Annotated in this window: 24 protein-coding genes; 15 read left to right on the top strand and 9 right to left on the bottom strand. The window is 60.3% G+C overall.

What is annotated here, in order from left to right:
* The 5 genes from chvE (at position 1) to IB244_RS19825 (ending at position 6520) form a co-directional block, all read left to right on the top strand.
* Positions 1–1065: a multiple monosaccharide ABC transporter substrate-binding protein gene (gene chvE, locus IB244_RS19845; RefSeq protein WP_018857500.1), complete on the top strand. Its 1065-nt coding sequence runs from the start codon at positions 1–3 to the stop codon at positions 1063–1065.
* A gap of 98 nt (positions 1066–1163) precedes the next feature.
* Positions 1164–2702, top strand: a complete 1539-nt coding sequence (mmsA, locus tag IB244_RS19840) for a multiple monosaccharide ABC transporter ATP-binding protein (protein WP_025660466.1) — start codon at positions 1164–1166, stop codon at positions 2700–2702.
* Positions 2699–3907 (top strand): multiple monosaccharide ABC transporter permease, encoded by a 1209-nt coding sequence (gene mmsB, locus IB244_RS19835; RefSeq protein WP_025660465.1) that lies wholly within the window; start codon positions 2699–2701, stop codon positions 3905–3907. Before mmsA ends, mmsB begins: the two co-directional genes overlap by 4 nt.
* 112 nt (positions 3908–4019) lie before the next feature.
* The gene (gene araD1 / locus IB244_RS19830; RefSeq protein WP_026371821.1) at positions 4020–5015 is read left to right on the top strand and encodes an AraD1 family protein; all 996 of its coding nucleotides are present in this window, start codon (positions 4020–4022) and stop codon (positions 5013–5015) included.
* Positions 5016–5086: 71 nt separating this feature from the next.
* Positions 5087–6520, top strand: coding sequence for an aldehyde dehydrogenase family protein (locus IB244_RS19825; protein WP_192305316.1), 1434 nt, complete (start codon positions 5087–5089; stop codon positions 6518–6520).
* Positions 6521–6601: 81 nt separating this feature from the next.
* On the opposite strand, the gene IB244_RS19820 is transcribed toward IB244_RS19825, so the two are convergent.
* The 6 genes from IB244_RS19820 to IB244_RS19795 all read right to left on the bottom strand — a co-directional run bounded on the left by IB244_RS19820 (position 6602) and on the right by IB244_RS19795 (position 13336).
* On the bottom strand, positions 6602–7426 hold the full coding sequence (locus tag IB244_RS19820; protein WP_018857505.1) for a transglutaminase domain-containing protein: 825 nt from the start codon (positions 7424–7426) through the stop codon (positions 6602–6604).
* A gap of 11 nt (positions 7427–7437) precedes the next feature.
* A complete protein-coding gene (locus tag IB244_RS19815; RefSeq protein ID WP_018857506.1) occupies positions 7438–8379 on the bottom strand; it encodes an alpha-E domain-containing protein in 942 nt (313 codons plus the stop codon).
* Positions 8379–9788 (bottom strand): circularly permuted type 2 ATP-grasp protein, encoded by a 1410-nt coding sequence (locus IB244_RS19810; protein ID WP_018857507.1) that lies wholly within the window; start codon positions 9786–9788, stop codon positions 8379–8381. Before IB244_RS19810 ends, IB244_RS19815 begins: the two co-directional genes overlap by 1 nt.
* A gap of 313 nt (positions 9789–10101) precedes the next feature.
* The gene (locus IB244_RS19805) at positions 10102–10743 is read right to left on the bottom strand and encodes a bleomycin resistance protein (RefSeq protein WP_018857508.1); all 642 of its coding nucleotides are present in this window, start codon (positions 10741–10743) and stop codon (positions 10102–10104) included.
* Between the two features lie 202 nt (positions 10744–10945).
* The gene (locus IB244_RS19800; protein WP_018857509.1) at positions 10946–12628 is read right to left on the bottom strand and encodes a DEAD/DEAH box helicase; all 1683 of its coding nucleotides are present in this window, start codon (positions 12626–12628) and stop codon (positions 10946–10948) included.
* Positions 12629–12949: 321 nt separating this feature from the next.
* Positions 12950–13336 (bottom strand): hypothetical protein, encoded by a 387-nt coding sequence (locus tag IB244_RS19795; protein WP_082728539.1) that lies wholly within the window; start codon positions 13334–13336, stop codon positions 12950–12952.
* A 283-nt stretch (positions 13337–13619) separates the two neighbouring features.
* Here IB244_RS19795 and IB244_RS19790 point away from each other — a divergent pair, with 283 nt between their 5' ends.
* Positions 13620–16466, top strand: coding sequence for a response regulator (locus IB244_RS19790; protein WP_113471117.1), 2847 nt, complete (start codon positions 13620–13622; stop codon positions 16464–16466).
* Here IB244_RS19790 and mnmD read toward each other — a convergent pair.
* Positions 16456–17172: a tRNA (5-methylaminomethyl-2-thiouridine)(34)-methyltransferase MnmD gene (gene mnmD, locus IB244_RS19785; protein WP_113471116.1), complete on the bottom strand. Its 717-nt coding sequence runs from the start codon at positions 17170–17172 to the stop codon at positions 16456–16458. The two genes, IB244_RS19790 and mnmD, sit on opposite strands and share 11 nt — an antisense overlap.
* Between mnmD and IB244_RS19780 the strand changes: the two genes are divergently transcribed.
* From IB244_RS19780 to IB244_RS19740, 9 genes are all read left to right on the top strand, one after another.
* Positions 17171–18349: an NAD(P)/FAD-dependent oxidoreductase gene (locus tag IB244_RS19780; protein WP_113471115.1), complete on the top strand. Its 1179-nt coding sequence runs from the start codon at positions 17171–17173 to the stop codon at positions 18347–18349. The two genes, mnmD and IB244_RS19780, sit on opposite strands and share 2 nt — an antisense overlap.
* Before the next feature lie 113 nt (positions 18350–18462).
* A complete protein-coding gene (locus IB244_RS19775) occupies positions 18463–19185 on the top strand; it encodes a DUF1045 domain-containing protein (protein ID WP_018857513.1) in 723 nt (240 codons plus the stop codon).
* A 99-nt stretch (positions 19186–19284) separates the two neighbouring features.
* On the top strand, positions 19285–20208 hold the full coding sequence (gene puuE / locus IB244_RS19770) for an allantoinase PuuE (RefSeq protein ID WP_192305314.1): 924 nt from the start codon (positions 19285–19287) through the stop codon (positions 20206–20208).
* The gene (gene uraD, locus IB244_RS19765; RefSeq protein ID WP_018857515.1) at positions 20208–20705 is read left to right on the top strand and encodes a 2-oxo-4-hydroxy-4-carboxy-5-ureidoimidazoline decarboxylase; all 498 of its coding nucleotides are present in this window, start codon (positions 20208–20210) and stop codon (positions 20703–20705) included. The genes puuE and uraD overlap by 1 nt, the downstream gene beginning before the upstream one ends.
* 55 nt (positions 20706–20760) lie before the next feature.
* Positions 20761–21054, top strand: a complete 294-nt coding sequence (locus IB244_RS19760) for a nucleotidyltransferase family protein (RefSeq protein WP_025660454.1) — start codon at positions 20761–20763, stop codon at positions 21052–21054.
* Complete coding sequence (locus tag IB244_RS19755; RefSeq protein ID WP_018857517.1) at positions 21051–21413, top strand: DUF86 domain-containing protein; 363 nt, start codon at positions 21051–21053, stop codon at positions 21411–21413. Before IB244_RS19760 ends, IB244_RS19755 begins: the two co-directional genes overlap by 4 nt.
* Positions 21414–21417: 4 nt before the next feature.
* Positions 21418–21918, top strand: coding sequence for an ureidoglycolate lyase (locus IB244_RS19750; protein WP_192305312.1), 501 nt, complete (start codon positions 21418–21420; stop codon positions 21916–21918).
* Complete coding sequence (uraH, locus tag IB244_RS19745; RefSeq protein ID WP_018857519.1) at positions 21915–22271, top strand: hydroxyisourate hydrolase; 357 nt, start codon at positions 21915–21917, stop codon at positions 22269–22271. Before IB244_RS19750 ends, uraH begins: the two co-directional genes overlap by 4 nt.
* Positions 22272–22274: 3 nt before the next feature.
* A complete protein-coding gene (locus tag IB244_RS19740; RefSeq protein ID WP_026371823.1) occupies positions 22275–23015 on the top strand; it encodes a metallophosphoesterase family protein in 741 nt (246 codons plus the stop codon).
* Between the two features lie 9 nt (positions 23016–23024).
* Here IB244_RS19740 and IB244_RS19735 read toward each other — a convergent pair whose 3' ends face one another.
* Both IB244_RS19735 and IB244_RS19730 read right to left on the bottom strand, forming a co-directional pair.
* Positions 23025–24167 carry an alpha-hydroxy acid oxidase gene (locus IB244_RS19735; protein ID WP_018857521.1) on the bottom strand — a complete coding sequence of 381 codons (1143 nt, stop codon included), beginning with the start codon at positions 24165–24167 and terminating at the stop codon, positions 23025–23027.
* 76 nt (positions 24168–24243) lie between these two features.
* Positions 24244–25212, bottom strand: a complete 969-nt coding sequence (locus IB244_RS19730; protein ID WP_113471113.1) for a quinone oxidoreductase family protein — start codon at positions 25210–25212, stop codon at positions 24244–24246.
* Positions 25213–25238 lie beyond the last annotated feature (26 nt).

Raw genomic sequence — 25238 nt, 5'->3', positions numbered from 1 at the left:
ATGAAATCCATTATCTCGTTGATGGCAGCGGCGGCCTTTGGCGTCGCTTCGTTCGTTATGCCGGCTTTGGCAGCCGACAAGGGCACTGTCGGCATTGCGATGCCCACGAAGTCGTCCGCTCGCTGGATCGACGACGGCAACAACATCGTCAAGCAGCTCCAGGACGCTGGCTATGCCACCGACCTGCAGTACGCTGACGACGACATTCCGAACCAGCTGTCTCAGATTGAGAACATGGTCACGAAGGGCGTTAAGGTTCTCGTCATCGCCGCTATCGACGGCACGACGCTTTCCGACGTTCTCCAGAAGGCTCACGACGCAGGCATCAAGGTCATTGCTTATGACCGTCTGATCCGCGACTCGGGCAACGTCGACTATTACGCAACGTTTGACAACTTCAAGGTTGGCGTTCTGCAGGCAACCTCCATCGTTGACGCCCTCGGCCTCAAGGATGGCAAGGGCCCGTTCAACATCGAGCTCTTCGGCGGTTCGCCGGACGACAACAACGCCTTCTTCTTCTATGACGGCGCAATGTCTGTTCTGCAGCCTTACATCGATAGCGGCAAGCTGGTCGTAAAGTCCGGCCAGACCGGCATGGACAAGGTTGGCACGCTGCGTTGGGACCCGGCAACGGCCCAGGCTCGTATGGACAACCTGCTCTCGGCTAACTACACCGACGCGAAGGTCAATGCAGTTCTGTCGCCTTACGACGGTCTGTCCATCGGCATCATCTCGTCGCTGAAGGGCGTTGGTTACGGTTCCGGCGATCAGCCGCTCCCGGTCGTTTCCGGCCAGGACGCTGAAGTCCCGTCGGTCAAGTCGATCATCGCTGGCGAGCAGCACTCCACGATCTTCAAGGACACCCGTGACCTCGCAAAGGTTACCGTCGGCATGGTCAACGCTCTGATGGAAGGCAAGGAGCCTGAAGTCAACGACACCAAGACCTACGACAACGGCGTCAAGGTCGTTCCGTCCTACCTGCTGACCCCGGTCGCAGTTGACAAGACCAACTACGAGAAGATCCTCGTAGAAGGCGGTTACTACAAGGCTGACCAGCTGAAGTAATAATTGTACCAAGTTGGCCGGAACCCCCTGCTTGCGGGTTCCGGTCTTCAATTTTATGATCGCCGCGTCCCTTTGGCTGCTGGCGTTGGATTATGACCATGGACAACACAATCCTCGAAATGCGGAACATCACCAAGACGTTCCCAGGCGTAAAGGCGCTTGAGAATGTGAACCTAAAGGTTCGACAGGGTGAGATCCACGCATTGGTGGGTGAAAATGGGGCCGGCAAGTCGACCCTTATGAAAGTTCTCTCCGGCGTCTACCCAGCCGGAACCTACGACGGCGATATTGTCTACGAAGGCGACGTCCGTCATTTCAAGGCGCTCAAGGATTCCGAAGAAATCGGCATCGTCATCATTCACCAGGAACTGGCACTGGTGCCGCTCCTGTCGATCGCCGAAAACATCTTCCTCGGCAACGAAGTTGCTCAGAATGGCATCATTAAGTGGCAAGAAGCCTTTAAGCGTACGAAAGAGCTGCTGAGCAAGGTTGGCCTCAAGGAGTCGCCGGAAACGCTCGTCACCGACATCGGCGTTGGCAAGCAGCAGCTGGTCGAAATCGCCAAGGCGCTGTCTAAGAGCGTGAAGCTGCTGATCCTCGATGAGCCGACGGCGTCACTCAACGAAAAGGATTCCGATGCACTGCTGGACCTCCTGATCGAGTTCCGCAACCAGGGCCTGACGTCGATCATCATCACGCACAAGCTCAACGAAGTTCGCAAGGTCGCTGACCAGATCACGGTTCTGCGCGACGGCATGACCGTCAAGTCGCTCGACTGTCAGACCGAAGAGATCAGCGAAGACATCATCATCAAGAACATGGTGGGCCGCGAACTCGCCGATCGTTATCCGCCGCGCTCCGTGCCGATCGGCGAAACGATCCTCGAGGTGAAGAATTGGAACGCTTTCCACCAGCATCACCGTGACCGCCAGGTTCTGCACGACATCAACGTCACCGTCCGCAAGGGCGAAGTGGTTGGCATCGCGGGCCTGATGGGCGCCGGCCGTACCGAATTCGCAATGAGCCTGTTCGGCAAATCCTATGGACACAAGATCCATGGTGACGTGTCGATGCACGGCAAGCCGGTCGATGTCAGCACCGTTCGCAAGGCCATCGACGCGGGTCTTGCCTATGTGACCGAAGACCGCAAGCATCTTGGTCTCGTACTCGGCGAGAACATCGTTCACAACACGACGCTCGCCAATCTGGCCGGGGTCTCGAAAGCCACGGTCATCGACACCATCAAGGAATCGAAGATCGCATCGGAATACCGCTCGAAGCTGCGCATCCGTAGCTCCAGCATCTTCCAGGAAACGGTCAATCTCTCCGGCGGCAACCAGCAAAAGGTTGTGCTGTCGAAGTGGCTGTTCTCCGACCCCGACGTCCTGATCCTGGACGAACCCACCCGCGGTATCGATGTCGGTGCAAAATACGAAATCTATACTATCATCAACCAGCTCGCAGCCGATGGTAAGGGTGTTCTGATGATCTCATCGGAAATGCCGGAACTGCTTGGTACGTGCGACCGCATCTACGTCATGAATGAAGGACGTATCGTTGCGGAACTGCCAAAGGGAGAGGCGAGCCAAGAAACCATCATGCGCGCTATCATGCGCTCAGGGGAGAAGAAACAATGACTCCGGTCAACCCTTCAGCCACCGAGGAAAGCAACGTCGTTTCCGTTGCGGACTATATCCGCGCCAACATTCGCGAATACGGCATGCTTATCGCGCTCGTCGCGATCATGGTGTTCTTCCAGTTCTACACGGGCGGCATTCTGTTCAAGCCGGTCAACCTAACGAACCTCGTTCTGCAGAACTCGTTCATCGTCATCATGGCGCTCGGCATGCTGCTCGTCATCGTGGCCGGCCACATTGACCTTTCGGTCGGATCCATCGTTGCCTTCGTCGGCGCGGTGGCGGCTATCATGACCGTCAACTGGCAGATGAACTTCGTACTTGCGGGCATTCTCTGCCTGGTCATCGGTGGCGCCATCGGTGCTGCGCAAGGCTACTGGATCGCGTATCACCGCATTCCGGCCTTCATCGTCACGCTCGCCGGCATGCTCGTCTTCCGCGGCCTGACGCTGTTCGTTCTGGGCGGCAAGAACATCGGCCCGTTCCCGAAGGACTTCCAGGTTATCTCGACGGGCTTCCTGCCAGGCGAAATGATCGATATCGCCGGAATTCCGCTGCATTCCACGTCGCTGGTGCTGACCGTGCTGGGAACTGTCGTGCTCTTCTATCTCGCCTGGCGTCGCCGCAAGGTCAACGAGAGCCATGGCATCGATGTCGAGCCTTATGGCTTCTTCATCGCCCAAAACGTAATCATTTCGTTGGCGATCCTGTTCCTTGGCTTCCAGCTTTCCACCTACAAGGGCCTGCCGAACGTTCTCGTCGTCATGCTCGTGCTGATCGCGGCCTACACCTTCGTGACGCGCCGTACCACGATCGGTCGCCGCATCTACGCAATGGGCGGCAACGAGAAGGCAACCAAGCTGTCCGGTATCAACACCGAGCGCCTGAGCTTCTACACCTTCGTCAACATGGGTGTCCTGGCTGGTCTCGCCGGCATGATCATCGCGGCTCGCCTGAATTCGGCGACCCCGAAGGCAGGCGTTGGCTTCGAGCTTGACGTTATCGCGGCCTGCTTCATCGGCGGAGCTTCGGCATCCGGCGGCGTTGGCAAGATTACCGGTGCCGTCATCGGCGCGTTCATCATGGGCGTCATGAACAACGGCATGTCGATCGTCGGTCTCGGCATCGACTTCCAGCAGATGGTCAAGGGACTGGTGCTTCTCGCCGCCGTCTTCTTCGATGTCTACAACAAGAACAAGGGCTAAGCGCTCCGGCGCTGCCCAGGCATTCGCAGTCATGTGAACTTGCCAATCCGGCTCATTCTGGGAGCCGGATTGGCGAAGCATTTTCCGCGTTATCGAAAAAAGGATGAAGACCGTGCTGATTTCGCAGATCAAGGGTTCGAACGGAGAGATCATTGTCGCCGTGCGCGAGCCGGGCGGTACCGCGAAGGCCGTCAAGAACGCAGGCAGCGTCTATGCGCTGGCCATGGAAGCCGCAAACGGCGGCAAGTCGCTGTTGCAGGTGATTGAAGCACACGGCCTCGGCGATGCAGTCGACCTCGAAAAGGCTTATGCCGAAGGCAAGTTTCTGCCGCCGATGACGCATCCCGACGCTGCGCACCTGCATCTGACGGGCACGGGGCTGACGCATCTAGGCTCGGCTGCAACGCGCGATTCCATGCACAAGAAGACCTCCGAGGCGGCTGAAGAAACCCTCACCGACTCGATGAAGATGTTCAAGATGGGTCTCGAGAACGGCAAGCCGAAGGCCGGCGAGAAGGGCGTTCAGCCCGAGTGGTTCTACAAGGGCAACGGCTACGGTTCGGCTGCTCCGGGCGCGCCGCTCGTTTCTCCCTCCTTCGCGCTCGATGGCGGCGAAGAGCCTGAAATGGCGGGGATCTACGTCGTTGCGGAAGACGGCACACCCTTCCGCATCGGCTTTGCGCTGTCGAACGAGTTTTCCGACCACGTGACCGAGCGGATCAACTATCTCTACCTCGCGCACTCCAAGCTGCGCCCGGCAAGCTTTGGCCCGGAAATCCGCATTGGCGTTGCGCCTGAGGATATCCGCGGCACCTCGCGCATCAAGCGCGGCGACAAGGTGATCTTCGAAAAGCCGTTTCTGTCGGGCGAAGCGAACATGTCGCACACGTTCGCCAACCTCGAATACCATCACTTCAAGTACGGCCTGTTTCGTGTGCCCGGCGACGTCCACGTCCACATGTTCGGCACCGCGACGCTCTCCTTCGCGGAAGGCATCAAGGCTGAAGAGGGTGACGTCTTCGAAATCGAAGTCGCCGAATTCGGCTTGCCGCTGCGCAACCCTCTGAAGATTGCCGCCGAAGAAGAGATTGCCGTCAAGCAGCTCTGATTTCGCAAGGCCCGGCCGCTTCGGCGGCCGGACCGTTTTTAATGGAACGGTGAAGGAGGCCCAGTCGGCCCATGACCATTTATAAGAACCTCATTGCCGGCGAATGGGTCGGCACGGACGCGACGAAGAACATCAATCCGTCGGATACCAACGAGGTCGTTGGCCTCTATGCGGATGGTTCGGCCGAAGACACGAAGAATGCGATCGCCGCCGCCAAGGCTGCTTTCCCGGCTTGGTCGCGCTCCGGCATCTGGGAGCGTCATGTCATCCTGAAGACGGCCGGCGACGAGATCATGGCTCGCAAGGACGAGCTCGGCGCTCTGCTGGCCCGCGAAGAAGGCAAGACGCTTCCCGAGGCAATCGGCGAGACCATTCGTGCATCGCAGATCTTTGAATTCTTTGCCGGCGAAGCGCTGCGTCTTGCAGGCGAGGTCATCCCGTCTGTTCGCCCGAATATTGGCGTCGAGATCACCCGTGACCCGCTCGGCGTCATCGGTATCATCACGCCCTGGAACTTCCCGATCGCGATCCCCGCCTGGAAGATCGCGCCGGCGCTCTGCTACGGCAATACCATCGTCTTCAAGCCGGCCGAACTCGTCCCGGGCTGCTCGTGGGCGATCGTCGACATCCTGCACCGTGCCGGCCTGCCAAAGGGCGTGCTGAACCTCGTCATGGGTAGGGGTTCGGTTGTCGGCCAGGCCATGCTCGACAGTCCTGATGTTACGGGCATCACCTTTACCGGTTCCACCGGTACCGGCCGCCGCGTCGCTAGCGCCTCGATCGAGCATAACCGCAAGTTCCAGCTGGAAATGGGTGGCAAGAACCCGATGGTCGTCCTCGACGATGCCGACCTTGGCGTCGCCGTCGAAGCAGCCGCCAATTCCGGTTTCTTCTCCACCGGCCAGCGTTGCACGGCGTCTTCTCGCCTGATCGTTACCGAAGGCATCCACGACAAGTTCGTCGCGGCGCTAACGGAAAAGCTGCAGACGCTTGTTGTCGACAATGCGTTGAAATTGGGCACGCACATCGGCCCCGTGGTCGATGAAAAGCAGCTGAAGACCGACACCGACTATATCGAGATCGGCAAGAAGGAGGGCGCCAAGCTCGCCTTCGGCGGCGAACTCGTCACCCGCGAAACGCCCGGCTTCTACCTGCAGCCGACGCTGTTCACGGAGGCCACGAACCAGATGCGCATTTCGCGCGAGGAAATCTTCGGACCGGTTGTCTCGGTCATCCGCGTCAAGGACTACGAAGAAGCGCTGGCAACCGCCAACGACACGCCATTCGGCCTGTCTGCCGGTATCGCCACGACGAGCCTCAAGCACGCGACGCATTTCAAGCGAAACTCCGAAGCGGGCATGGTGATGGTCAACCTGCCGACCGCAGGCGTGGATTTCCACGTTCCGTTCGGTGGCCGCAAGGGATCGTCCTACGGTCCGCGCGAGCAGGGCAAATACGCGGCCGAGTTTTACACGAGCGTCAAGACGGCCTATATGCTGGCCTAACGATGGCCCAAAACGATCCGAGCCGCTATGCGGCGGCTCGGACAACGGTATCTCGATATGAGTTCTTCGGAAGCCAGCCCTTCAGCTCTGGCTCTGGCTTTGCATCTGCCCCCGATCTTCAACCTTGACCACGACAGAGAGCTTTTCCCCCGGCGTGCCGATGCGCATGCCTGAAACGGGAGCCGCATCGCGGTAGCAGAGGCCGGAGGCGACACGCACATAGCGTGCGTCGGGGCAGATATTGTTGGCCGGATCGAAGCCGACCCAACCGAGGCCCGGGAGGTGCGCTTCGGCCCAGGCGTGGGTCGCCGACTGCTCGATCTTCTCTTCCATCATCAGGTAGCCGGAAACGTAGCGGGCCGGCACGCCGAGGCTGCGTGCGGCGGCGACAAAAATATGGGCATGGTCCTGGCAGACGCCGCTCTTCTTCTCAAGCGCTTGCTCAGCCGTGGTCTCCGTGTCGCTGGTCCCAGGCAAGTAGGTCACGGTCTCATGTATGCCGGACATCAGCGCGTGCATGCGAGCAAGCTCGTTCTCGCCGCTCACACCCTTGGTGAGTTCCTTGATCAGCTTTCCGGACTTCGTCCTCGGCGTTTCACGCAGGAAAAGCCAGAGCGGGCAGAAGCCGCTATGGGGGCCGAGTACCCCATTTCGATCTTCCGTTTCGACCTCGCCTTCGGCCACGATGCGTGTCGCCCGCTGCTCGCCTTCCAGCGAGACGAGGTTGACGTGGTTGCCAAACTGATCGTCGTATTCGACTTCGGGCCTAGCGCCCTCAACCTGCAGCGACCAGTTGATGACTGACTGTCCGGGAACGGAGAGCGGCGTCAGCCGCAGCCGCTGCAGCGAGAAGGCCGCCGGTTCTTCGTAGTGATATTCGGTGACGTGGCTTATCTTAAGCTTCATCTCATGCCCGCCTATGCATAGAACCGGTAACCATCGGAAATTTCCATGCCGAGCTGGTTGTTGCGTGTGACGAAATCTTCCAGAAATTCATGCAGGCCCTGATCCATGATCTCCTTGATGGCACGTGTCTGGAGTGTCTTGCGGATGGAATCGGCCGTATCATGCGCCGGCAGCCGCTCACCGTAATCCTTGGCGAGATAGCCGAGTTCGCTGACGATCTTCTCGTAGCAATAGGCGAGCGAACGCGGCATCTGGCCGTTCAGGATCAGGAAGTCGGCGATATTCATCGACCGATATTCGCCGTCATACGCCCAGCTGTAGGAGCGGTGGGCGGAGACGGAACGCAGGATCGATTCCCACTGGATGTTGTCGATCGACGTGCCGACGGCCGAGACCGAGGGCAGGAGCACATAATACTTCACGTCGAGAATACGGCTCGTATTGTCCGCGCGCTCGATGAAGGTTCCGATGCGGGCGAAATTGTAGAGTTCGTTTCTGAGCATCGAGCCGTGGAAGGCACCGCGGATCAGCCCGGCGCGATGCTTGATGGCATCGATTGCCTCCGGCATCTCGGCGGCCTTCAGCCGCTTCGAAAGTAGCGATTTTAGCTCGATCCAGAACTCATTGGTCGCTTCCCAGGTCTCGCGGGTCAGGGCGGTGCGCACCATGCGGGCGTTGTTTCGCCCGTAGTCGACGCAGGACATGACGCTTGAGGGATTGGAGCGGTCTCGCAGCAGGTAGTCGATCGCGTCGGCGCTCGTCAGCTTGCTGTGCCCCTCGTCAAAGGTCTCGCGCACGCCGGCGCTTTGCAGGACGCCGTCCCAGTCGTCGTCGCCGGTTCCGCTTCGGGTCAGCGACATGCGCAGGCCGGCATCGATGAGGCGCGCTATGTTTTCTGCGCGTTCGATGTAACGGAACATCCAGTAGAGTCCGTTTGCAGTTCTTCCGAGCATCAGTCCTCCAATACCCAGGTATCTTTTGTGCCGCCGCCCTGGCTGGAATTGACCACCAGCGAACCCTCTTTCAGGGCCACGCGCGTCAATCCGCCGGGAATGATCTGCACCTTGTCGGAGACGAGAACATATGGCCGCAAGTCCACGTGACGTGGCGCAATGCCTTTGTTGACGAGGATCGGCACGGTCGACAGCGAAAGTGTTGGCTGCGCGATGTAGTTGGCGGGCTTCGCCTTCAACTTCTCGGCAAAATCGGCGCGCTCCTTCTTGGTCGCCGTCGGGCCGACCAGCATGCCGTAGCCGCCGGAGCCGTGTACCTCCTTGACCACGAGTTCCTCGAGGTGCTCGAGCACGTATTTGAGGCTCTGCGGCTCGGAACAGCGCCAGGTCGGCACGTTTTCGAGGATCGGCTTGCGTCCGGTATAGAATTCGACGATCTCGGGCATGTAGGAATAGATCGCCTTGTCGTCCGATATGCCGGTGCCCGGCGCATTGGCGATGGTGATGTTGCCGGAACGATAGACATCCATGATGCCGGGGATGCCGAGTGCTGAATCCGGCCGGAAGGTGAGGGGATCGAGGAAGTCGTCGTCGACGCGGCGGTAGAGCACGTCGATCGCCTCATAGCCGCGGGTCGTGCGCATCTTCACCTTGCCGTCGATGACGCGGAGGTCCGAGCCTTCGACAAGCTCGACGCCCATCGTGTCAGCCAGGAACGAGTGCTCGTAATAAGCCGAGTTGTAGATGCCGGGTGTCAGGACCGCAACGCGTGGCTTGCCCTTGCAGCCCGGAGGCGCGAGCGATGCCAGGCTCTGGCGCAGCAGATAGGGATAGTCTTCGACCGGCCGGACCTTGTTGGCATGAAACAGGTCCGGAAACATCTGCATCATCGTTTCACGGTTTTCCAGCATGTAGCTGACACCGGAGGGTGTGCGGGCGTTGTCCTCCAGCACGTAGAACTCGTCCTCGCCGGTGCGCACGATATCAGTGCCGACGATATGCGTGTAGACGCCGCCGGGCGGCCGGAAGCCGATCATCTCGGGCAGGAAGGCGTCATTCCTCTCGATCAGTTCGCGCGGTATGCGACCGGCGCGGATGATTTCCTGCTTGTGGTAGATGTCATCGAGAAAAGCGTTGAGGGCGATTACCCGCTGCTCGATACCCTGTGCGAGCTTGCGCCATTCGCGACCTGAGATGATGCGGGGGATGATGTCGAAGGGAATGAGCTTTTCGGAAGAGTCTGCGTGTCCGTAGACCGCGAAGGTAATGCCAGTCTTGCGGAAGATGTTCTCCGCGTCCCGGGATTTTGCAATCAGATGCGCTCGATCTTGGTTACTGTACCACTCAAAGTATTTTTCATATGGCTGTCGCGGACTTTCGCCCCCGGTGATCATTTCATCAAATGCCAAAGGTGTGGCTCCCCTTTTTTGTTCATTTGAATACAACGCAAATGGCAATGCAAGAACCATGCACAGTTTGAACGCGAGATTCGTGAATCCTTCTCGAGGGCCAAAACAGACGAAAAACTGGGCATTTATCGATAGCTGGCGTCGACACGCCCGCCGTCAATCCTCAGCGTCCGCTCAAAATGTGAGCAGATGAACATTTTCGAGCCGAAAACCGATTCAATTTCGGGCTGAGCGCCGGGTATACGGTTGCGCGAGCATCAGGGAAACTTCAGGTAAGCATCAATGCTTCAGATACGACCGAGCTGCAGCGGGCTTAGGTCGCCTCGCCTGAAAACGCGATCAGGTTTCCGTCGGGGTCCTGCACGATGAAGCTGCGTGCGCCCCATGGCTCGGTGCGCAGGGGCTGGTGGAACGATGCGCCGGCGGCCTGATACTCCAGGTACAGCCGCTTCGGATCGTCGGCCGTTAACGTTGCGGAGAGGGCGTCGACTTCTCGCGCTCTGAAGCCAGCGTCGAAGACCGGCCCGCCGACCTTTCGCAGGTTCAGGCGCGCGCCGTCGCGAAACACCTGGGCATAAAATGGCGGCTCTCCGTACTGGAACGCCACTTCAAAACCCAGTTTCCGAACATAGAACTGGCACGAGGCAATGATATCGGAGACGAAGAGTTGCGGCTCCGCGGAGAGGACGAGCGGACGTCTACTGTCCGACGCTTTCGATTTCGTCATGGTTTCGATCCCTTTGACCAGCGCCGGCCAATCCGTAAAGCCATGCTTTCGGGCAACAAGCTCCTGAGCATCGCTGAGCTTGAAGTCGGCGTCCAATATTTCTCGATCGCTTTGATCTCGATATCTGGGCAGGATCCACCTGATCTGCGCCGCAACCGGATAGTACCGTTCGCGATGCCATCGCAGGTATGTCTTGGCTTGTTTTCTGAGGTTTTCGATATTTGGCATGGGCGCGGCTTACGTTTGACTTTGTCGTACGTAGGCGGGCAATGCCCCTCCGGCCCGAAGCCGACGCGCCCTACAGCAGCACCAGCATGCTAATGCAATGGGCCAATTGCCACAAGGCGAGATTGTAAGGCCGCGGGATCATTTGGCGTCGTGAGACGCGTATTGCAAAGGGCGGGATTTCTCCCGCCCTTTCTTTTTTCAATTAGGCGCGTTCACGGCGCTGACCGTTGCCACCGCGCGACGGACCGCCGCGACGGTTTCCGCCGTTGCCTTCGCGACGTTCGCCGCCGTGGGCCTGCGCGCCACGATCTTCACCGTGTTTGCGGGCCGGGCGGCCGTGCGCATTGCGGGCGCCGCCGCCGGGATGATGACGGTTCTCGCCATTGGCATGGTTGCCATGCTGGGGGCGCTGCGGCTTGCGGGCCGGACGGAAGTCCGACGTTGCCGCCAGATCGTTGTCGGGGCCGGACGTCATCGGCGTAGCCTCGCCACGGCGCTGGCCGCGGAAGTCTTCGTTGCGCTGGGTTTGGCGCTCAGGACGCGGACGACGCTCGCGGCGCTCCTCATTGTTGGCGCGGACTTCGTCGCCAGCTTCAGGGCGCGGACGACGCTCCGGGCGGCCACCTGCACGATGTCCTTCGCCACGGCGCTCACCGCCACGGTTTTCACCACCACGACCCTGGCCGCGGTTGCCGCCATTGCCATTGCTGTTGCCACTGCCATTGCCGCGGCGCGGAGTGGCGTTCATGTTGGCAGGCGCTTCACCACTGGCTACAGCGATGTTGATGTTCATCAGGCGTTCGATGTCGCGCAGGAGACGGGTTTCGTCAGGTGCACAGAAGGCGATCGCGATGCCGTCACGACCAGCGCGGGCCGTACGGCCGATGCGGTGGACGTAGGCATCCGGAACTTCCGGCAGGTCGTAGTTGTAGACGTGGCTGACGGCCGGGATGTCGATGCCGCGCGCGGCAACGTCGGTCGCAATCAGCGTCTTGACGTCGCCGTCACGGAAGGCCTTGAGGGCGCGCTCGCGCTGGCCCTGGCTCTTGTTGCCATGGATGGAAGTGACCGAATAGCCAACGTGGTCGAGGTGCTTCATCAGCTTCTCGGCGCCGTGCTTGGTGCGCAGGAAGACGATCGCGCGTCCGTCAGGGTTCTCGGTGAGTGACTTCTTTAGGAGGTCCGTCTTGTCGTTCTTGCCGTTGACGAAGTGGACATACTGCTCGACCTTGTCGGCAGCCTTGCCCGGAGGTGTCACTTCGACGGTGACCGGGTCCGTCAGGTATTCGCCGGCGAGGTCGGCGATCGATTTCGGCATGGTTGCCGAAAACAGCATCGTCTGGCGCTTCTTCGGCACCATCTTGGCGATCTTGCGCAGGTCGTGGACGAAGCCGAGGTCGAGCATCTGGTCGGCCTCGTCGAGAACGAGGTAGCGTACGGCGGTGAGGCCGATGGCGCGGCGGGCGACGAGGTCGAGCAGGCGGCCGGGCGTGGCAACGAGGATGTCGGTGCCCTTTTCGAGCTGCAGCTGCTGCTTGTTGATCGAGACGCCGCCCACGACGACGTTGATGCGCAGGTGCGACTTGCGCAGGAAGTTCTTAAGGTTCTGGGCGATCTGGTTCACCAGTTCGCGGGTTGGGGCGAGGATCAGCGTACGGGTGGTACGGTTGTCCGGACGCCGCTCTTCAGGGATGATCTTTTCGATGATCGGCAGGCCGAAGGCGGCCGTCTTGCCGGTGCCTGTCTGAGCAAGGCCGATAAGGTCGCGGCCTTCGAGAAGAAGCGGGATCGCCTTTTCCTGAATGGGGGTCGGCTTTTCGATGCCGAGCTGGAAAAGTGTGGCGACGATCGGCTTGGAGATGCCAAGCGATTCAAAATTGGTCAAGTCATAACCTTTTTAGGGCGCGCCAAAAAAATCGGCCGGATCGCAAAATGCGGCCCGGTGTCATTCTGGCGTCAAGAACCCCGCGTGAAGTGGGAACTTGTCTTGTTGGAAAAAGCTTTCCAGCGCTTCTTGCCCGCGTCTTGGGATGCGGCCTGTACGAAATGCGCTTTTGCCCTTCTTCCTGCTCCTATTTGCTGGCAGGGGCACGCTCACGCGGCGGCCGGAAGGTGAAAGCTGGCCTGCATTTGGTCTAGTTGGGGCCAAAAGTCAAGAGCACAGGCTCAACGCCCACCGCAGCGACACCCTATGCCAGCGCCGTTCTCAGTAGCAGACCCGTGTCCGGTAAGCGTCGCCCCAACCGTTGTGCCGCCATACGATATGGCACCGAGGCGCGTAGTAGTACCGCGAATAAGGCCTGTAATAGCTCCGATATGCCGGCCTGTAGTAGCCCCCATAATAGGGTTGGTAGTACGGCCTATAGTAGGACCTGTAATACGGCCGATAGTACGGTCGATAGTATGGGCCCGGATAGCCGTAATAGGCGTAGGGGCGCCCAACCTGCGACAGCAGCAGGCCGCCGACTGCTCCAACGGCAACGCCTCCCCAGAAGTCATGATTGGCGTTCGCGGGCGTTGCCGGGATGAGGGTTGTACCCGTCAGGGTCAATGCCATTAAGCCCGCCGCCATGCTTTTATGAAGTACGGACATGGTCGTCTCCTTTCGTAGACGATGCTTGTTCCTGAAGCCGTCAGGCGAAACCGTTCGGGTATACGGGCCAACTGAACGAGTTCATTTTAGAAACGAGTGAAACTATACCACAGTTCCGCAGGGTTTATTCGGTTTGAACTGCTGCATCGCAGCGGCCGCGCCGGCGCTAGAGCACAGGTTACCTGCGTCCTGCAGGGTGCCGCTGCATTATGGTTAAAGGGTTGTTAAAGAGCGCCCGTTATACTTGCTCGATGAGTAAGCTTTTCCTGACTGAGGACCAACTTTGACATCGAGCGGGGACCTTCTCGAGCTGGCCTGCCGCCGGATCGCGGATCTGGAGCGCCCCGCCTATGTCAAGAACAGCGAGCTTCGCTATGTGGCCGTCAACGAGGCCTATGCATCCTTCTTCGGAAGGGAGATCCCTGATTTCATCGGCTGCCGGAGCCGAGAACTTATCGATACGCCGGAAGAGGAGGCCCGCGAAGACAAGGAGCGGCGCGCGCTCGTCTTCGCGAGTGAGGAAAGTGCCGTTTGTTTGGACAGCAGGGGCTTCGGGCGCGAGCGGGTGCGGATCGAGAGTTTCTCGCCGTCCGAAGACCGCGTCTATGTGCTCGGTATTTTTGAAAGGACAGCTCCACATCAAGACGGCGGCGATCAGCTGACAGGGGCCAAGCCGACGCTTTCGGCATCCGACTTGGCTCGCAGCCGGGCGCTGACGGACGATCTTGAAGGCATTCTTCGTGCTCTCCCAGTCGGTGTCATGATCCTCGACGAAGAGCGCAACGTCCTCTACGCCAATGACGAGTTCTACGATGTCTGGGATCTACCACGTGACGACCGCTTCGACGGCTTGGCCTTCATCGACGTCATCCGTCGCAATCACCAACTCGGTCGCTATGGGGACAGGCTCACGCCGGAGCAGATCCTTGCCCGGCGCGAGAAGCATTTTGCTGCGGAACAGCAGCCGCCAATAGAACTGGGCTGGGTTAACGGCAAGCGGGTCCTGTTCGAGGGCGGCCGCCTTTCCAACGGTCGCGTCCTGCTTTCCTATACTGATGTCACTGCGGTCCGCCAGCGGGAGAAGGAAATTCACGAAACGCGGGCGGCTCTCGCGCATCTCGGCGACTTGATGGAGGACGCGACACGGGCGATGTCGCAGGGCCTCTTGATCGTTCAGGACGGCAACATCCTGCTTGCCAGCGAGCCACTCAGCGAGATCCTCGCCATACCACCTGAATATCTCGCAGTTGGACGGGGGTGGATCGATCTGTTCCGGTTTTGCGCCGAACGTGGCGACTTTCACGGGCAGGAAGATGAAATCCTGCAGAGCTGGCGCGATAACATCGCGGCCAAGAAGCCGATTTCGACGCCGTTCCATGTCGCCGGAGCGCGCTGGGTTAACCTGGATGCGACGATCAGCGAGCGGCAGCACTGGGTTGCGCTGTTCACCGATGTCACCGAAGCGAAGCAGCGTGAGGCCGAGCTTGAGCGGTTGCTATCCCGGGCGGAAGCCGCCGATCGCGTCAAGTCGGAGTTCCTGGCGAATATGAGCCATGAGATCCGAACGCCGATGAACGGCGTTCTCGGAATGGCCGAATTGCTGGCGAAGACCAATCTCGACACGCGCCAGAAGACGTTCATCGATATCATCGCCAAGTCGGGCAACGCCTTGGTGACGATTATCAACGACATTCTCGACTTCTCCAAGATCGACGCCGGCCAGATGACCCTCAGGCGCACGACGTTCGATTTGGTCGAGGCGATCGAGGACGTTACAACGCTCCTGTCTTCGCAGGCGGCTGAGAAGAACATAGAGCTGCTGGTGCGCGCGGCACCCGATTTGCCGTCGGCCGTGATCGGTGACGCCGGCCGCTTCCGCCAGATCATCGCCAATCTCGTCGGCAATGCCATAAAGTTCACCGAGCGCGGTCACGTCCTTGTGGACGTCGGCTTTACGCCGGGCGCGGAAGACGAAATCATGGCGCGCATCCGGGTCGAGGATACCGGCATCGGCATCCCGGGCGACAAGCTCGACTCCATTTTCGACAAGTTCTCGCAGATCGACTCATCCTCCACGCGTCGCCATGAGGGAACCGGGCTTGGCCTTGCCATCACGGCAGGGCTGGTCGACTTGTTCGGCGGCTACCTCGAGGTGGACAGCGAACCGGGGGAGGGCTCGGTCTTTACGGTAAACCTGCCTCTCACCGTGGCAGCGGCGCGCCTTGCTCCAAAGCCCTTGCCGGTCAACGTGACGGGTGCGCGCGTTCTCATCGTCGACGACAACGCGGTCAACCGACAGATTTTGGCCGAGCAGCTGGACCTCTGGGGCTTCGATGGGGCCGCCGCCGAGGACGGACCGGCGGCCATGGCAATAATCGCCGCAGCGAACGAGTTGGGCATCGAGATCGATGCGGTCGTGCTGGATTACCAGATGCCGGGCATGAACGGCGCCGACATCGCACGGAAGCTGCGCGCCGACAGCCGCTTTGAACGGCTGCCGATCATCTTCCTGACCTCAATGGACATTTCCGGGACGGAGAAAGAGTTCGCCGCGCTTAACGGTCAAGCCTATTTGATGAAGCCGGCGCGGGCCAACGTGCTGCGAAACACCATCGTTGACGTCGTGCGGGCAAGTCGCACGAAACAGATCGCTGCGGCGGGGAAGACGGTTCCGGAGGCAGCGCCGCCTCCGCTCGCCAAAGCTGAGCCTTCCGAATGGCCGCCGGCGGAGTTCATCGACGTGCTGGTTGCGGAAGATAACGAAGTCAACCAGATCGTCTTTACGCAGATATTGCAGGAAACCGGCCTCAGTTTTCTCGTCGTCGGCAACGGCGAGGAGGCGGTCGAGGCATGGGATCGCTGCGCACCACGCATCATCATGATGGATGTCTCGATGCCTGTCATGAACGGCCACGACGCGACGCGCGCAATACGCGATCGCGAACGCGTACAAGGTCATCGCGTGCCGATCATCGGAGTGACGGCGCATACGCTGGAGGTCGACCGCGATCTCTGCCTGGACGCCGGAATGGACGATTACATGTCAAAACCGATTAGCCCGGAACTGCTCGAAGAGAAGCTTGCGCTGTGGCTGCGCGCGAGCGAGCAGCACGCGGGGTCTAGGATTTGATGCCGCAGAGCATCTCGCGTTTTCCGGCAAAGCCGGCACGACGCTCCACCGCAAAGCCGGCGGCGATCAGGTTTCGTCGGACAAAGCCGGCCGCCGCATAGGTCGCGAAGGTTCCGCCTGGCTTCGTCTTCTCGCAGACGAGGCGCATCAATTCCTCAGACCACATGTCGGCATTGCGCGATGGGGCGAAGCCGTCGAGATACCAGGCATCGAAGCCGGCTTGCGCGGCCGCGACGCCTTCGAGAGCATGGCCGTGGATAACGCTGAGCGACGTCTGGTCATCGAGCCGCAGGAAGACGCTTGCTTCCGGCGTTTCCGGCCAGGCGGCCGCCAGGGCTTGCCGCTCGATGTCGATCTCGGCCCAATGAGAAAGCGCACGGTCGATTTCCCCACGCCGCATCAGATAAAGTTCAAACGACATGAAGTGTAGTTGCTGCCCGTTGCGCCGAAAGAGTTTCCATTGCCGCCACGTTTCGGCGAAATTCAAACCTGTGCCGAAGCCGAGCTCACCGATCAGGAAGTCGCCGTTATCCTGCCAGCGCTGCGGCAGGCCGTTGCCGGCGAGGAAAACGTGTCCGCATTCCAGCCGGCCATCGGTCTGGCAATAAAAATGGTCGCCAAAGGCCGGTGAATAGGGCATATCGCCGTCGCGCCACTCCAGCGGCTGGTGGGGGCCAGCACTCTTTTCGGGATCAGTATCTGTCATGCCAAAAGCCGATAGTCCGACCGCGCGTTCCGGTCAATCATCGACTGCCCTGCTGATCATCGGTGGCGGTATCATGGGGCTATGGGCAGCGGTTCAGGCGGAACGCCTGGGCATCAATGCATGGCTCATCGAAGCCGGCCGGCTTGGTCACGGCGCGAGCGGCGGTCTGCTCGGGGCGCTGATGCCGCACATGCCGGACAAGTGGAATGCCAAGAAGCAATTTCAGTTCGATGCGCTCGTTTCTCTGGAGGCGGAGATTGCAGCGTTGGAACGGCAGACCGGTCTTTCCGCCGGCTATAGGCGCTCGGGCCGCCTCATTCCGCTGCCGAAGCCGCATTTGCGCGAGATCGCGCTCGGTCATTCCCGGGATGCCAAGCATCGCTGGATCGCCGGCGAGCAGCGCTACCACTGGCGCGTGCTCGACAAGCCTCCCCAGGACAACTGGCTGGACGCAGCGGCAGGTGAAAGCGGCTTCGTGCACGACACGCTTGCCGCCAGAGTCGCGCCGCGGTCGCTCATCGCGCTCCTAGCGGCATCACTGCGCGACGCACGGAGCGTCCGCGTTGCCGAAAACGTTTCGGTCGATGATCTCGCTCTTGAGCGCAAGGTTGCGATTACCAGTGCAGGTGACATTGCTTTCAGACAGTGCATTGTCGCTGCCGGCCACCAATCCTTTCCATTGCTGCAGCGGTATACCGGTGGCCTTGTGAAGCCGCTGGGCCAGCCCGTCAAAGGCCAGGCAGCCCTGCTGAAAGTCGACATAGCCCCGTCCTTGCCGACGATCTTTCGCGACGGGCTGTATATCGTTGCGCATGAGGGCGGCCATGTCGCCGTCGGCAGCACCAGCGAGAATCGCTTCGACGAACCATTCTCGACGGACGAGCAGCTCGACGCGCTGCTTGAGGCATCTGCCCAATTGGTGCCGGCGTTGCGAGGCGCGCCCGTTGTTGAGCGGTGGGCCGGTCTGCGGCCGAAAGCGATCGATCGTGATCCGATGATCGGCGTCCATCCCGACCATGCCGGCCTGATCGCATTGACCGGCGGCTTCAAGGTCAGCTTCGGCCTGGCGCACCGTCTGGCTGCGGCAGCGATCCACCTCGCGGCCGGCCGCCAGCCGCCCTTCGCGCTGCCGGAAAGCTTCTTGCTCGCCAATCACATCTGCGTCGCTTCACGCTAAACGTGAATTAGCACCTCCTGCCTTTCGTTATTCTGTCATGCAAATCACCTATCTGCTAGCGCAACCGCGGCGCCGACGGAGGGCTGTGCCGTTTGTTCGACGGAGGAAATTGGATGCGCTATGCCATTTGCTTTACACCCGCTGCGAGCGACCCGCTTTCGCACGTGGCTGCAAACTGGTTGGGTCGAAACGTGTTCTCTGGCGAGATGGTCGAGCCGACAGCGATCCGCGGCCTGAGCATTCACGAGATTGCCTTCCATACGGCGCTACCGCGCCGCTATGGCTTCCAAGGTGTTCTGAAGGCGCCCTTCCGCCTCGCCGCCGACGTAACGGAGGCGCAACTTCTGCGGGATCTGATGCGCTTCTGTGGAACGCTGACGCCGTTTCACATCCATCAGCTTGAGGTGGCGAGGCTCGGTGTATTCTACAGTCTCGTTCCGTCGCGGCCTTGCGAACATGTCCACTATCTTTCCAGTGCCGTCGTTCAAGAGTTCGACCGATTCCGGGCGCCGTTGAGCGAGGCAGAAATCGAGCGGACGGACCCGGGTGGCCTGTCGGCGGCGCAGTTCGCCAATCTGTATCGCTGGGGCAGCCCTTTTGTGATGGACGAGTTTCGCTTTCATATGCCGCTGACCGGTCCTGTCAGCCACTGCGACATGCCACGGGTCGAGCAGGCGCTTCGGAACGCCTTCGAGCCAGTCCTCGCCGATCCCGTCAAGGTCGCCAATGTCGCGCTGATGGTCGAAGAGGGGAATGGCGGGCCGTTTAGCGTGCATTCGCTGCATCCGATGGGCAAGGTCAGCGCACGTCGAGATCGTGTTCCTACACTGGCCTAAGAGTTTGCGCCGCAAAGGCAAAACTCTGTTGCGTACTTTCCGTCTCGACATTCCTTCTCTGGATGCTACCGTTTCGCCGACTTTCAGGAAGGTGATTTCATGGTATCCGAAACTTATCCGCGCAATCTGATCGGTTACGGTCGCAACACGCCCGACCCGAAGTGGCAGGGCGATGCCTGCGTGGCCGTTCAGTTCGTTATCAATTACGAAGAAGGCGGCGAAAGCTGCATTCTCGATGGCGATCCTGCCTCCGAAAACCTTCTGTCGGAAATTGTCGGTGCCGCGTCCTGGCCGGGTCAGCGAAACCTCAATATGGAATCGATTTACGAATATGGCTCGCGCGCCGGGTTCTGGCGCTTGTGGCGCATGTTCACGGAGCTCAAGGTTCAGGCCACCGTTTATGGGGTGACGCTTGCTATGGCGCGCAACCCGGAGGCGGTCGCGGCCATGAAGGAAGCCGGTTGGGAGATCGCCAGCCACGGGTACCGCTGGCTTGAGTACAAGGACTTCCAGGAAGACGTCGAGCGCAAGCATATCCAGGAAGCCGTGCGCCTCCACACGGAACTGACCGGCGAACGTCCCTACGGAATGTACCAAGGCAAGCCTTCGGACAACACGCTGCGCCTCGTCATGGAAGAGGGCGGTTTCCTTTATTCCTCTGACTCTTATGCCGACGATCTGCCGTTTTGGGTGAAGGGTGTCGATGACAACCCGTTCCTGATCATACCCTATACGCTCGAGACGAACGACATGCGCTTTGCAACGCCGCAAGGCTTCAATTCCGGCGATCAGTTCTTCACTTACCTCAAGGATGCCTTCGATACGCTGTATGAAGAGGGGAAGGCCGGCAGCCCGAAGATGATGTCGGTTGGCCTGCATTGCCGTCTCGTCGGTCGTCCCGGTCGCGCCGCAGCGTTGAAACGCTTCATCGAATATGTGCTGAAGCACGACAAGGTGTGGATACCCAGGCGAATCGAGATCGCGCAGCATTGGCATGCCCACCACAAGCCGGAGACAATCTGATGCTTTCGCGGGACGAGTTCGTGTCACGCTACGGCGGTGTCTTTGAACATTCGCCGTTCATTGCCGAGCGTGCCTATGACGACGGTTTCGTCGGCGACGAACTGACGGTGGATCGTGTCCACACGGCGCTCGTTGCCATCTTCCGGGCGGCGAGTCCGGAGGAGCGGCTCGGCGTGCTGCGTGCCCATCCCGATCTTGCCGGACGTCTCGCGATAGCGGGTGAGCTTACCGAAGACAGCAAGAAAGAGCAGGCAGGCGCCGGGCTCGATCGGCTGAGCGCCGCGGAACATGGCCGCTTCACCGAGCTCAACACGGCCTATGTCGAAAAGTTCGGCTTTCCCTTCATCATCGCGGTTAAGGGCCTGAACAAGGATGACATTCTGGCTGCCTTCGAAAAGCGCATCGACAACACGCGCGATGAAGAGTTCGAAACAGCCACCGCACAGGTCGAGCGTATCGCGTTTCTGCGCCTTGAGATGATACTGCCGGGGCGTTGAGACAGGCAGCTCCTTGGTGCTTTTCTCTTTTGCGCCCGTGACTTATAGTTGCGCCATGAGGCCATCCGAAGTGCTGGAGAAGAACAGGCAGGCGATCCGCGAAGTGACGAAGCGCTTCAACGCGGCGAACCCACGTGTCTTCGGCTCCGTGGCGCGCGGCGAGGACCGGCCGGACAGCGATCTGGATATTCTGGTGGATGCGCTGCCGGGCAGCACATTGTTGACGCTGGGCGGCTTGCAGGACGCACTGGAACAGATGATGCTGGGTACGTCCATCCATCTGCTGACGCCCGGCGACTTTCCCGAACCCGTGCGTATCCGTGTCCTTTCGGAAGCGAAGCCCATATGAGCCTCGAGCGAATTTCCTACCTGCTGGAGCGCATGCGGCAAGCCGCTACCGATGCCCATCAAATGGTCACCGATGTCAGTAAGGAGCACTTTCTGGCTGATATCATCCTTCAGCGGGCGGTCGGAATGAGCCTCCTGATGGCTTCGGAGATCGCTGCACAACTCATAAAGATCCATCCCGAGTTTATGGTAGAGCACCCCGAGTTCCCTTGGGGCGCGATGCGAGGCATGCGCAATCGTATTGCTCATGGCTATTTCGACATCGATCTCGACAAGATTTGGGCGACCGCGAAAGACGATGTTCCCGACCTGCTCTACAGACTTGACCTCGTGCGCAATTGGCGTGCCGAAGGCGAATAAAGACATGTCTCAAATCCTCGATATTGTTCCGCTGACCAAATCCGCCTTTGCGCCCTTCGGTGATATCATCGAAGCCGATCCGGTAACGATGCGCTATATCAACAACGGAACGACCGAGCGCTTCCATGCGCTTGCCGCTGCCGAAGCGGCAGGCGAGGGCGCGCGCGTCATCATCAACCTGTTTCGCGGCCAGCCGCGCCACTTTCCCTATGAAGTTGGCATGATGGAGCGGCATCCGTTCGGCAGCCAGAGTTTTTCGCCTATCTCCGGCCGCCCCTATCTCGTCGTCGTCTCCGAGGACGAGGGCGGCAAGCCCGGTCGTCCGCGGGTGTTTCTGGCGCGGGGCGATCAGGGCGTGAACTATCGCCGCAATACCTGGCACCACCCGTTGATGTCGCTTGGCGCCGTAAGCGATTTCCTTGTTGTCGACCGCGAGGGACCCGGCAACAATCTGGAAGAATACTTCTTCGAAAGGCCCTTCATCATCAGCGAGCCGAGCCTATGACCGGACTGACCACCCACGTACTAGATACCGCGTCCGGCAAGCCGGCCGAGGGATTGCGGATCGATCTCTTTCACCTTGAAGGAGAGGTCCGTCGCCATATGAAGACGGTCAAGACCAATTCCGACGGCCGCGTCGACGGCGGGCCGATCCTGATCGGCGATAGCTTCAAGGCGGGGACTTATGAACTCGTCTTTCATGCCGGAGACTATCTGCGCGCCGAGGGTATTGCTCTGCCACACCCGGCCTTTCTGGATCTCGTGCCCATCCGCTTCGGTATTGCCGACGTCACCGCGCATTACCACGTGCCCTTGTTGATCTCGCCTTACGGCTATTCGACCTATCGCGGTAGCTAGGTGATGCGGTTTGCGGCGATCGCGGATGTACACGGCAACCATCTGGCGCTCGAGGCGGTGCTGGCCGATATCGCGGCGCAGGGCGTTACCGAGATCGTCAATCTCGGCGATTGTTTCAGCGGCCCGCTGACGGCAGGGCGAACTGCGGAGCTTCTGCGGGAGCGAGACATGCTAACCGTCCGCGGCAATCACGATCGCTATCTGATCGAACAGCGGCGCGAGGCCATGCATCTTTCGGACACGGCAGCGTTTGATCAGCTGACGGCGGACGACCTGCAATGGTTGCGCGGCCTGCCGACGAGCGCCGTTTATCGGAGCGAGGTCTACCTTTGCCACGCGACGCCTGCGAACGACAGCACCTATTGGCTGGAATCCGTGTCTACGGAAGGCCATGTCTTCCTGAAGCCGCTTGCAGAGATCGAGGCGTTGGCCACGGGCGCGGATTTCCCGCTGATCCTCTGTGGCCATAGCCATATCCCGCGACTGGTTCGCCTCAGCGATGACAGGCTGATCGTCAATCCCGGCAGCGTCGGCTGCCCGGCCTATGACGACGATCGACCGCATTACCACAAGGTCGAGACCGGCCACCCGCTGGCGTCCTATTGTATCCTGGAAAAGGGCGAGACCGGCTGGCTCCCTGCCTTCCGCACGGTCGCCTACGACTACATGGCCATGTCGCGCCTCGCAAATGAAAACGCCCGCCCGGATTGGGCAGGCGCGCTCGCGACCGGTTGGATGCCGTAGCTTCTTTTCTTACTGCCGACCGAGCAGTATGGAAGAATTGACGTCGTTGATGTCGCGCTTGCCGCAGAGCGCCATGGTGATGTCCATCTCCTTGCGGAGGATGCTGAGCGCGAGTGTAACGCCGTCCTTACCCATGGCGCCGAGGCCGTAAAGGAAGGGGCGGCCGATATAGGTGCCCTTGGCGCCGAGGGCGACTGCCTTCAACACGTCCTGGCCGGAGCGGATGCCGCCGTCGAGATGCACTTCGATCTTGTGGCCGACCGCATCGACGATTGGCTCCAGCATGCTGATCGAAGAGGGGGCGCCGTCGAGCTGGCGACCACCATGGTTGGAAACGATGATGGCGTCGGCGCCTGTTTCTGCTGCTGCCTTGGCGTCCTCGACGTCGCAGATGCCCTTGATGATCAGCGGGCCGCCCCACTGCTCCTTGATCCAGGCGACGTCGGCCCAGGAGAGCTGCGGGTCGAACTGTTCGGCGGTCCAGGAGGAGAGCGACGAGAGATCGGAAACATTCTTGGCGTGGCCGACGATGTTGCCGAAGCTGCGGCGCTTGGTCTGCAGCATGTCGAGGCACCAGAAGGGGCGTGTCGCCATCTGCCAGATGTGCTTCGGCGTGAACTTCGGCGGGGCGGAGAGACCGTTGCGCAGGTCCTTGTGGCGCTGGCCGAGGATCTGCAGGTCAGCGGTCAATACGAGAGCCGAGCACTTCGCCGCCTTGGCGCGGTTGATCAGGTTGAGCACGAAATCCTTGTCGCGCATCACGTAGAGCTGGAACCAGAATGGCCTGGTGGTAACCGAGGCGACATCCTCGATCGAGCAGATGCTCATCGTCGACAGCGTGAAGGGAACGCCGGCTTCTTCCGCAGCACGGGCTGCCAGCATTTCGCCGTCTGCGTGCTGCATGCCAGTCATGCCAGTCGGGGCGAGCGCCACTGGCATCGACACTTTCTGGCCGATCATGGTCGTTTCAAGTGTCCGGTTCGTCATGTCGACGAGGACGCGCTGGCGCAGCTTGATCTTGGCAAAATCGCTCTCGTTCGCCTGGTAGGTCGACTCCGTCCAGGCACCCGAATCCGCATAGTCGAAAAACATCTTCGGGACGCGGCGCTGGGCGAGGCTCTTGAGGTCGGCGATTGTGAGAGGAGTGGCCATGGATAAGACTTTCACATCTGAATAACGCCATGGCCCTTAACATGATTTCCGAGGCTTTGTGTATCTCTTTCGTCGCCTATGGGACAAGAATCAGGCTGCCTGCCGCCCGTCCTTCCTCAAGGAATTGCTGGGCTTCCGCAGCCGCCTCTAGAGGGTATTCGCGGGCAATTGTCGACGTTATGCCTGAAGCCAGCATTCCGACCACGGCTTCAGCTGCCGTCAGGTAGGCTGCAGTGTCCGTGATGTAAGCCATGACGCTGGGATGTGTCAGCGATTTTCCGGGGCGAAGCTCATCAACTGAGACAGGCGGGATCGGCCCGCCGGCCTGTCCGATTGTGGCGACGACACCGAAGGGACGAACGGCCGCTATGGATTTTGCCAGCATGCCGCCCCCGATGCCGTCATACGCGACATCGACGCCGCGGCTGTCCGTCAACCGCTTCACTGCGGCGACGACATCTGCGTCTCGGCCGATGATCAGATGGTCCGCACCGTAGCTGCGGGCGAGATCGGCCTTCTCCTCCGAACTCACGGTTCCGATGACTGTAGCGCCGAGATACTTTGCCCACCGCACGAGAATACTTCCAAGCCCGCCGGCGGCGGCATGAATGAGAACGGTCGTTCCGGGCTCGACGCGATAGGTCTTCGTCAAGAGCATGTACGCTGTCAGCCCCTTGAGCATGGACGCGGCCGCAACCTTTGAAGGTACGCCATCGGGCAGGAGAACGGCGCGGGCCGCCGGCAAGAGCCTTGTCGCGGCATAGGCGCCGACAGGCGCGCCGGCATAGGCTACGCGATCGCCGGGTTTCAGTCTCGTGACGGCGCTTCCAACGGCTTCGACAGTGCCTGCTCCCTCGACCCCGAGTACGGCGGGATAGGCCGGCAGGGCGTAGAGCCCGCGACGGTGGTAGATATCGAGGAAATTCATACCGATCGCGTCGTGACGGATGCGGATCTCGTTTGCGCCAGGCTCCTGCGGCTGCTGTTCTGATACCTGTAGTTGCTCGATGCCTCCTGGTGCGAGAAGCGTAACGGCCTTATCCATGAAACGTGCTCTCCGATTGCTGCTGC

It is taken from the genome of Rhizobium sp. RHZ02, assembly GCF_014851575.1.
Taxonomy (GTDB): Bacteria; Pseudomonadota; Alphaproteobacteria; order Rhizobiales; family Rhizobiaceae; genus Rhizobium; species Rhizobium altiplani.
Note: the sequence above shows the minus strand (reverse complement) of the source record. Positions and strands in the feature narration are given on the sequence as shown.

What these genes read in the sequence shown, in the direction of transcription:
- IB244_RS19755 (WP_018857517.1), top strand. Translation starts at nt 21,051, where the DNA reads ATGAGCCTCGAGCGAATTTCCTACCTGCTGGAGCGCATGCGGCAAGCC.
- IB244_RS19730 (WP_113471113.1), bottom strand. Translation starts at nt 25,212, where the DNA reads ATGGATAAGGCCGTTACGCTTCTCGCACCAGGAGGCATCGAGCAACTA.
- IB244_RS19760 (WP_025660454.1), top strand. Translation starts at nt 20,761, where the DNA reads ATGAGGCCATCCGAAGTGCTGGAGAAGAACAGGCAGGCGATCCGCGAA.
- IB244_RS19805 (WP_018857508.1), bottom strand. Translation starts at nt 10,743, where the DNA reads ATGCCAAATATCGAAAACCTCAGAAAACAAGCCAAGACATACCTGCGA.
- uraD (WP_018857515.1), top strand. Translation starts at nt 20,208, where the DNA reads ATGCTTTCGCGGGACGAGTTCGTGTCACGCTACGGCGGTGTCTTTGAA.
- IB244_RS19795 (WP_082728539.1), bottom strand. Translation starts at nt 13,336, where the DNA reads ATGTCCGTACTTCATAAAAGCATGGCGGCGGGCTTAATGGCATTGACC.
- IB244_RS19780 (WP_113471115.1), top strand. Translation starts at nt 17,171, where the DNA reads ATGCCAAAAGCCGATAGTCCGACCGCGCGTTCCGGTCAATCATCGACT.
- IB244_RS19735 (WP_018857521.1), bottom strand. Translation starts at nt 24,167, where the DNA reads ATGGCCACTCCTCTCACAATCGCCGACCTCAAGAGCCTCGCCCAGCGC.
- IB244_RS19815 (WP_018857506.1), bottom strand. Translation starts at nt 8,379, where the DNA reads ATGCTCGGAAGAACTGCAAACGGACTCTACTGGATGTTCCGTTACATC.
- puuE (WP_192305314.1), top strand. Translation starts at nt 19,285, where the DNA reads ATGGTATCCGAAACTTATCCGCGCAATCTGATCGGTTACGGTCGCAAC.
- mnmD (WP_113471116.1), bottom strand. Translation starts at nt 17,172, where the DNA reads ATGACAGATACTGATCCCGAAAAGAGTGCTGGCCCCCACCAGCCGCTG.
- IB244_RS19820 (WP_018857505.1), bottom strand. Translation starts at nt 7,426, where the DNA reads ATGAAGCTTAAGATAAGCCACGTCACCGAATATCACTACGAAGAACCG.
- IB244_RS19775 (WP_018857513.1), top strand. Translation starts at nt 18,463, where the DNA reads ATGCGCTATGCCATTTGCTTTACACCCGCTGCGAGCGACCCGCTTTCG.
- mmsB (WP_025660465.1), top strand. Translation starts at nt 2,699, where the DNA reads ATGACTCCGGTCAACCCTTCAGCCACCGAGGAAAGCAACGTCGTTTCC.
- uraH (WP_018857519.1), top strand. Translation starts at nt 21,915, where the DNA reads ATGACCGGACTGACCACCCACGTACTAGATACCGCGTCCGGCAAGCCG.
- IB244_RS19740 (WP_026371823.1), top strand. Translation starts at nt 22,275, where the DNA reads ATGCGGTTTGCGGCGATCGCGGATGTACACGGCAACCATCTGGCGCTC.
- mmsA (WP_025660466.1), top strand. Translation starts at nt 1,164, where the DNA reads ATGGACAACACAATCCTCGAAATGCGGAACATCACCAAGACGTTCCCA.
- IB244_RS19825 (WP_192305316.1), top strand. Translation starts at nt 5,087, where the DNA reads ATGACCATTTATAAGAACCTCATTGCCGGCGAATGGGTCGGCACGGAC.
- IB244_RS19750 (WP_192305312.1), top strand. Translation starts at nt 21,418, where the DNA reads ATGTCTCAAATCCTCGATATTGTTCCGCTGACCAAATCCGCCTTTGCG.
- chvE (WP_018857500.1), top strand. Translation starts at nt 1, where the DNA reads ATGAAATCCATTATCTCGTTGATGGCAGCGGCGGCCTTTGGCGTCGCT.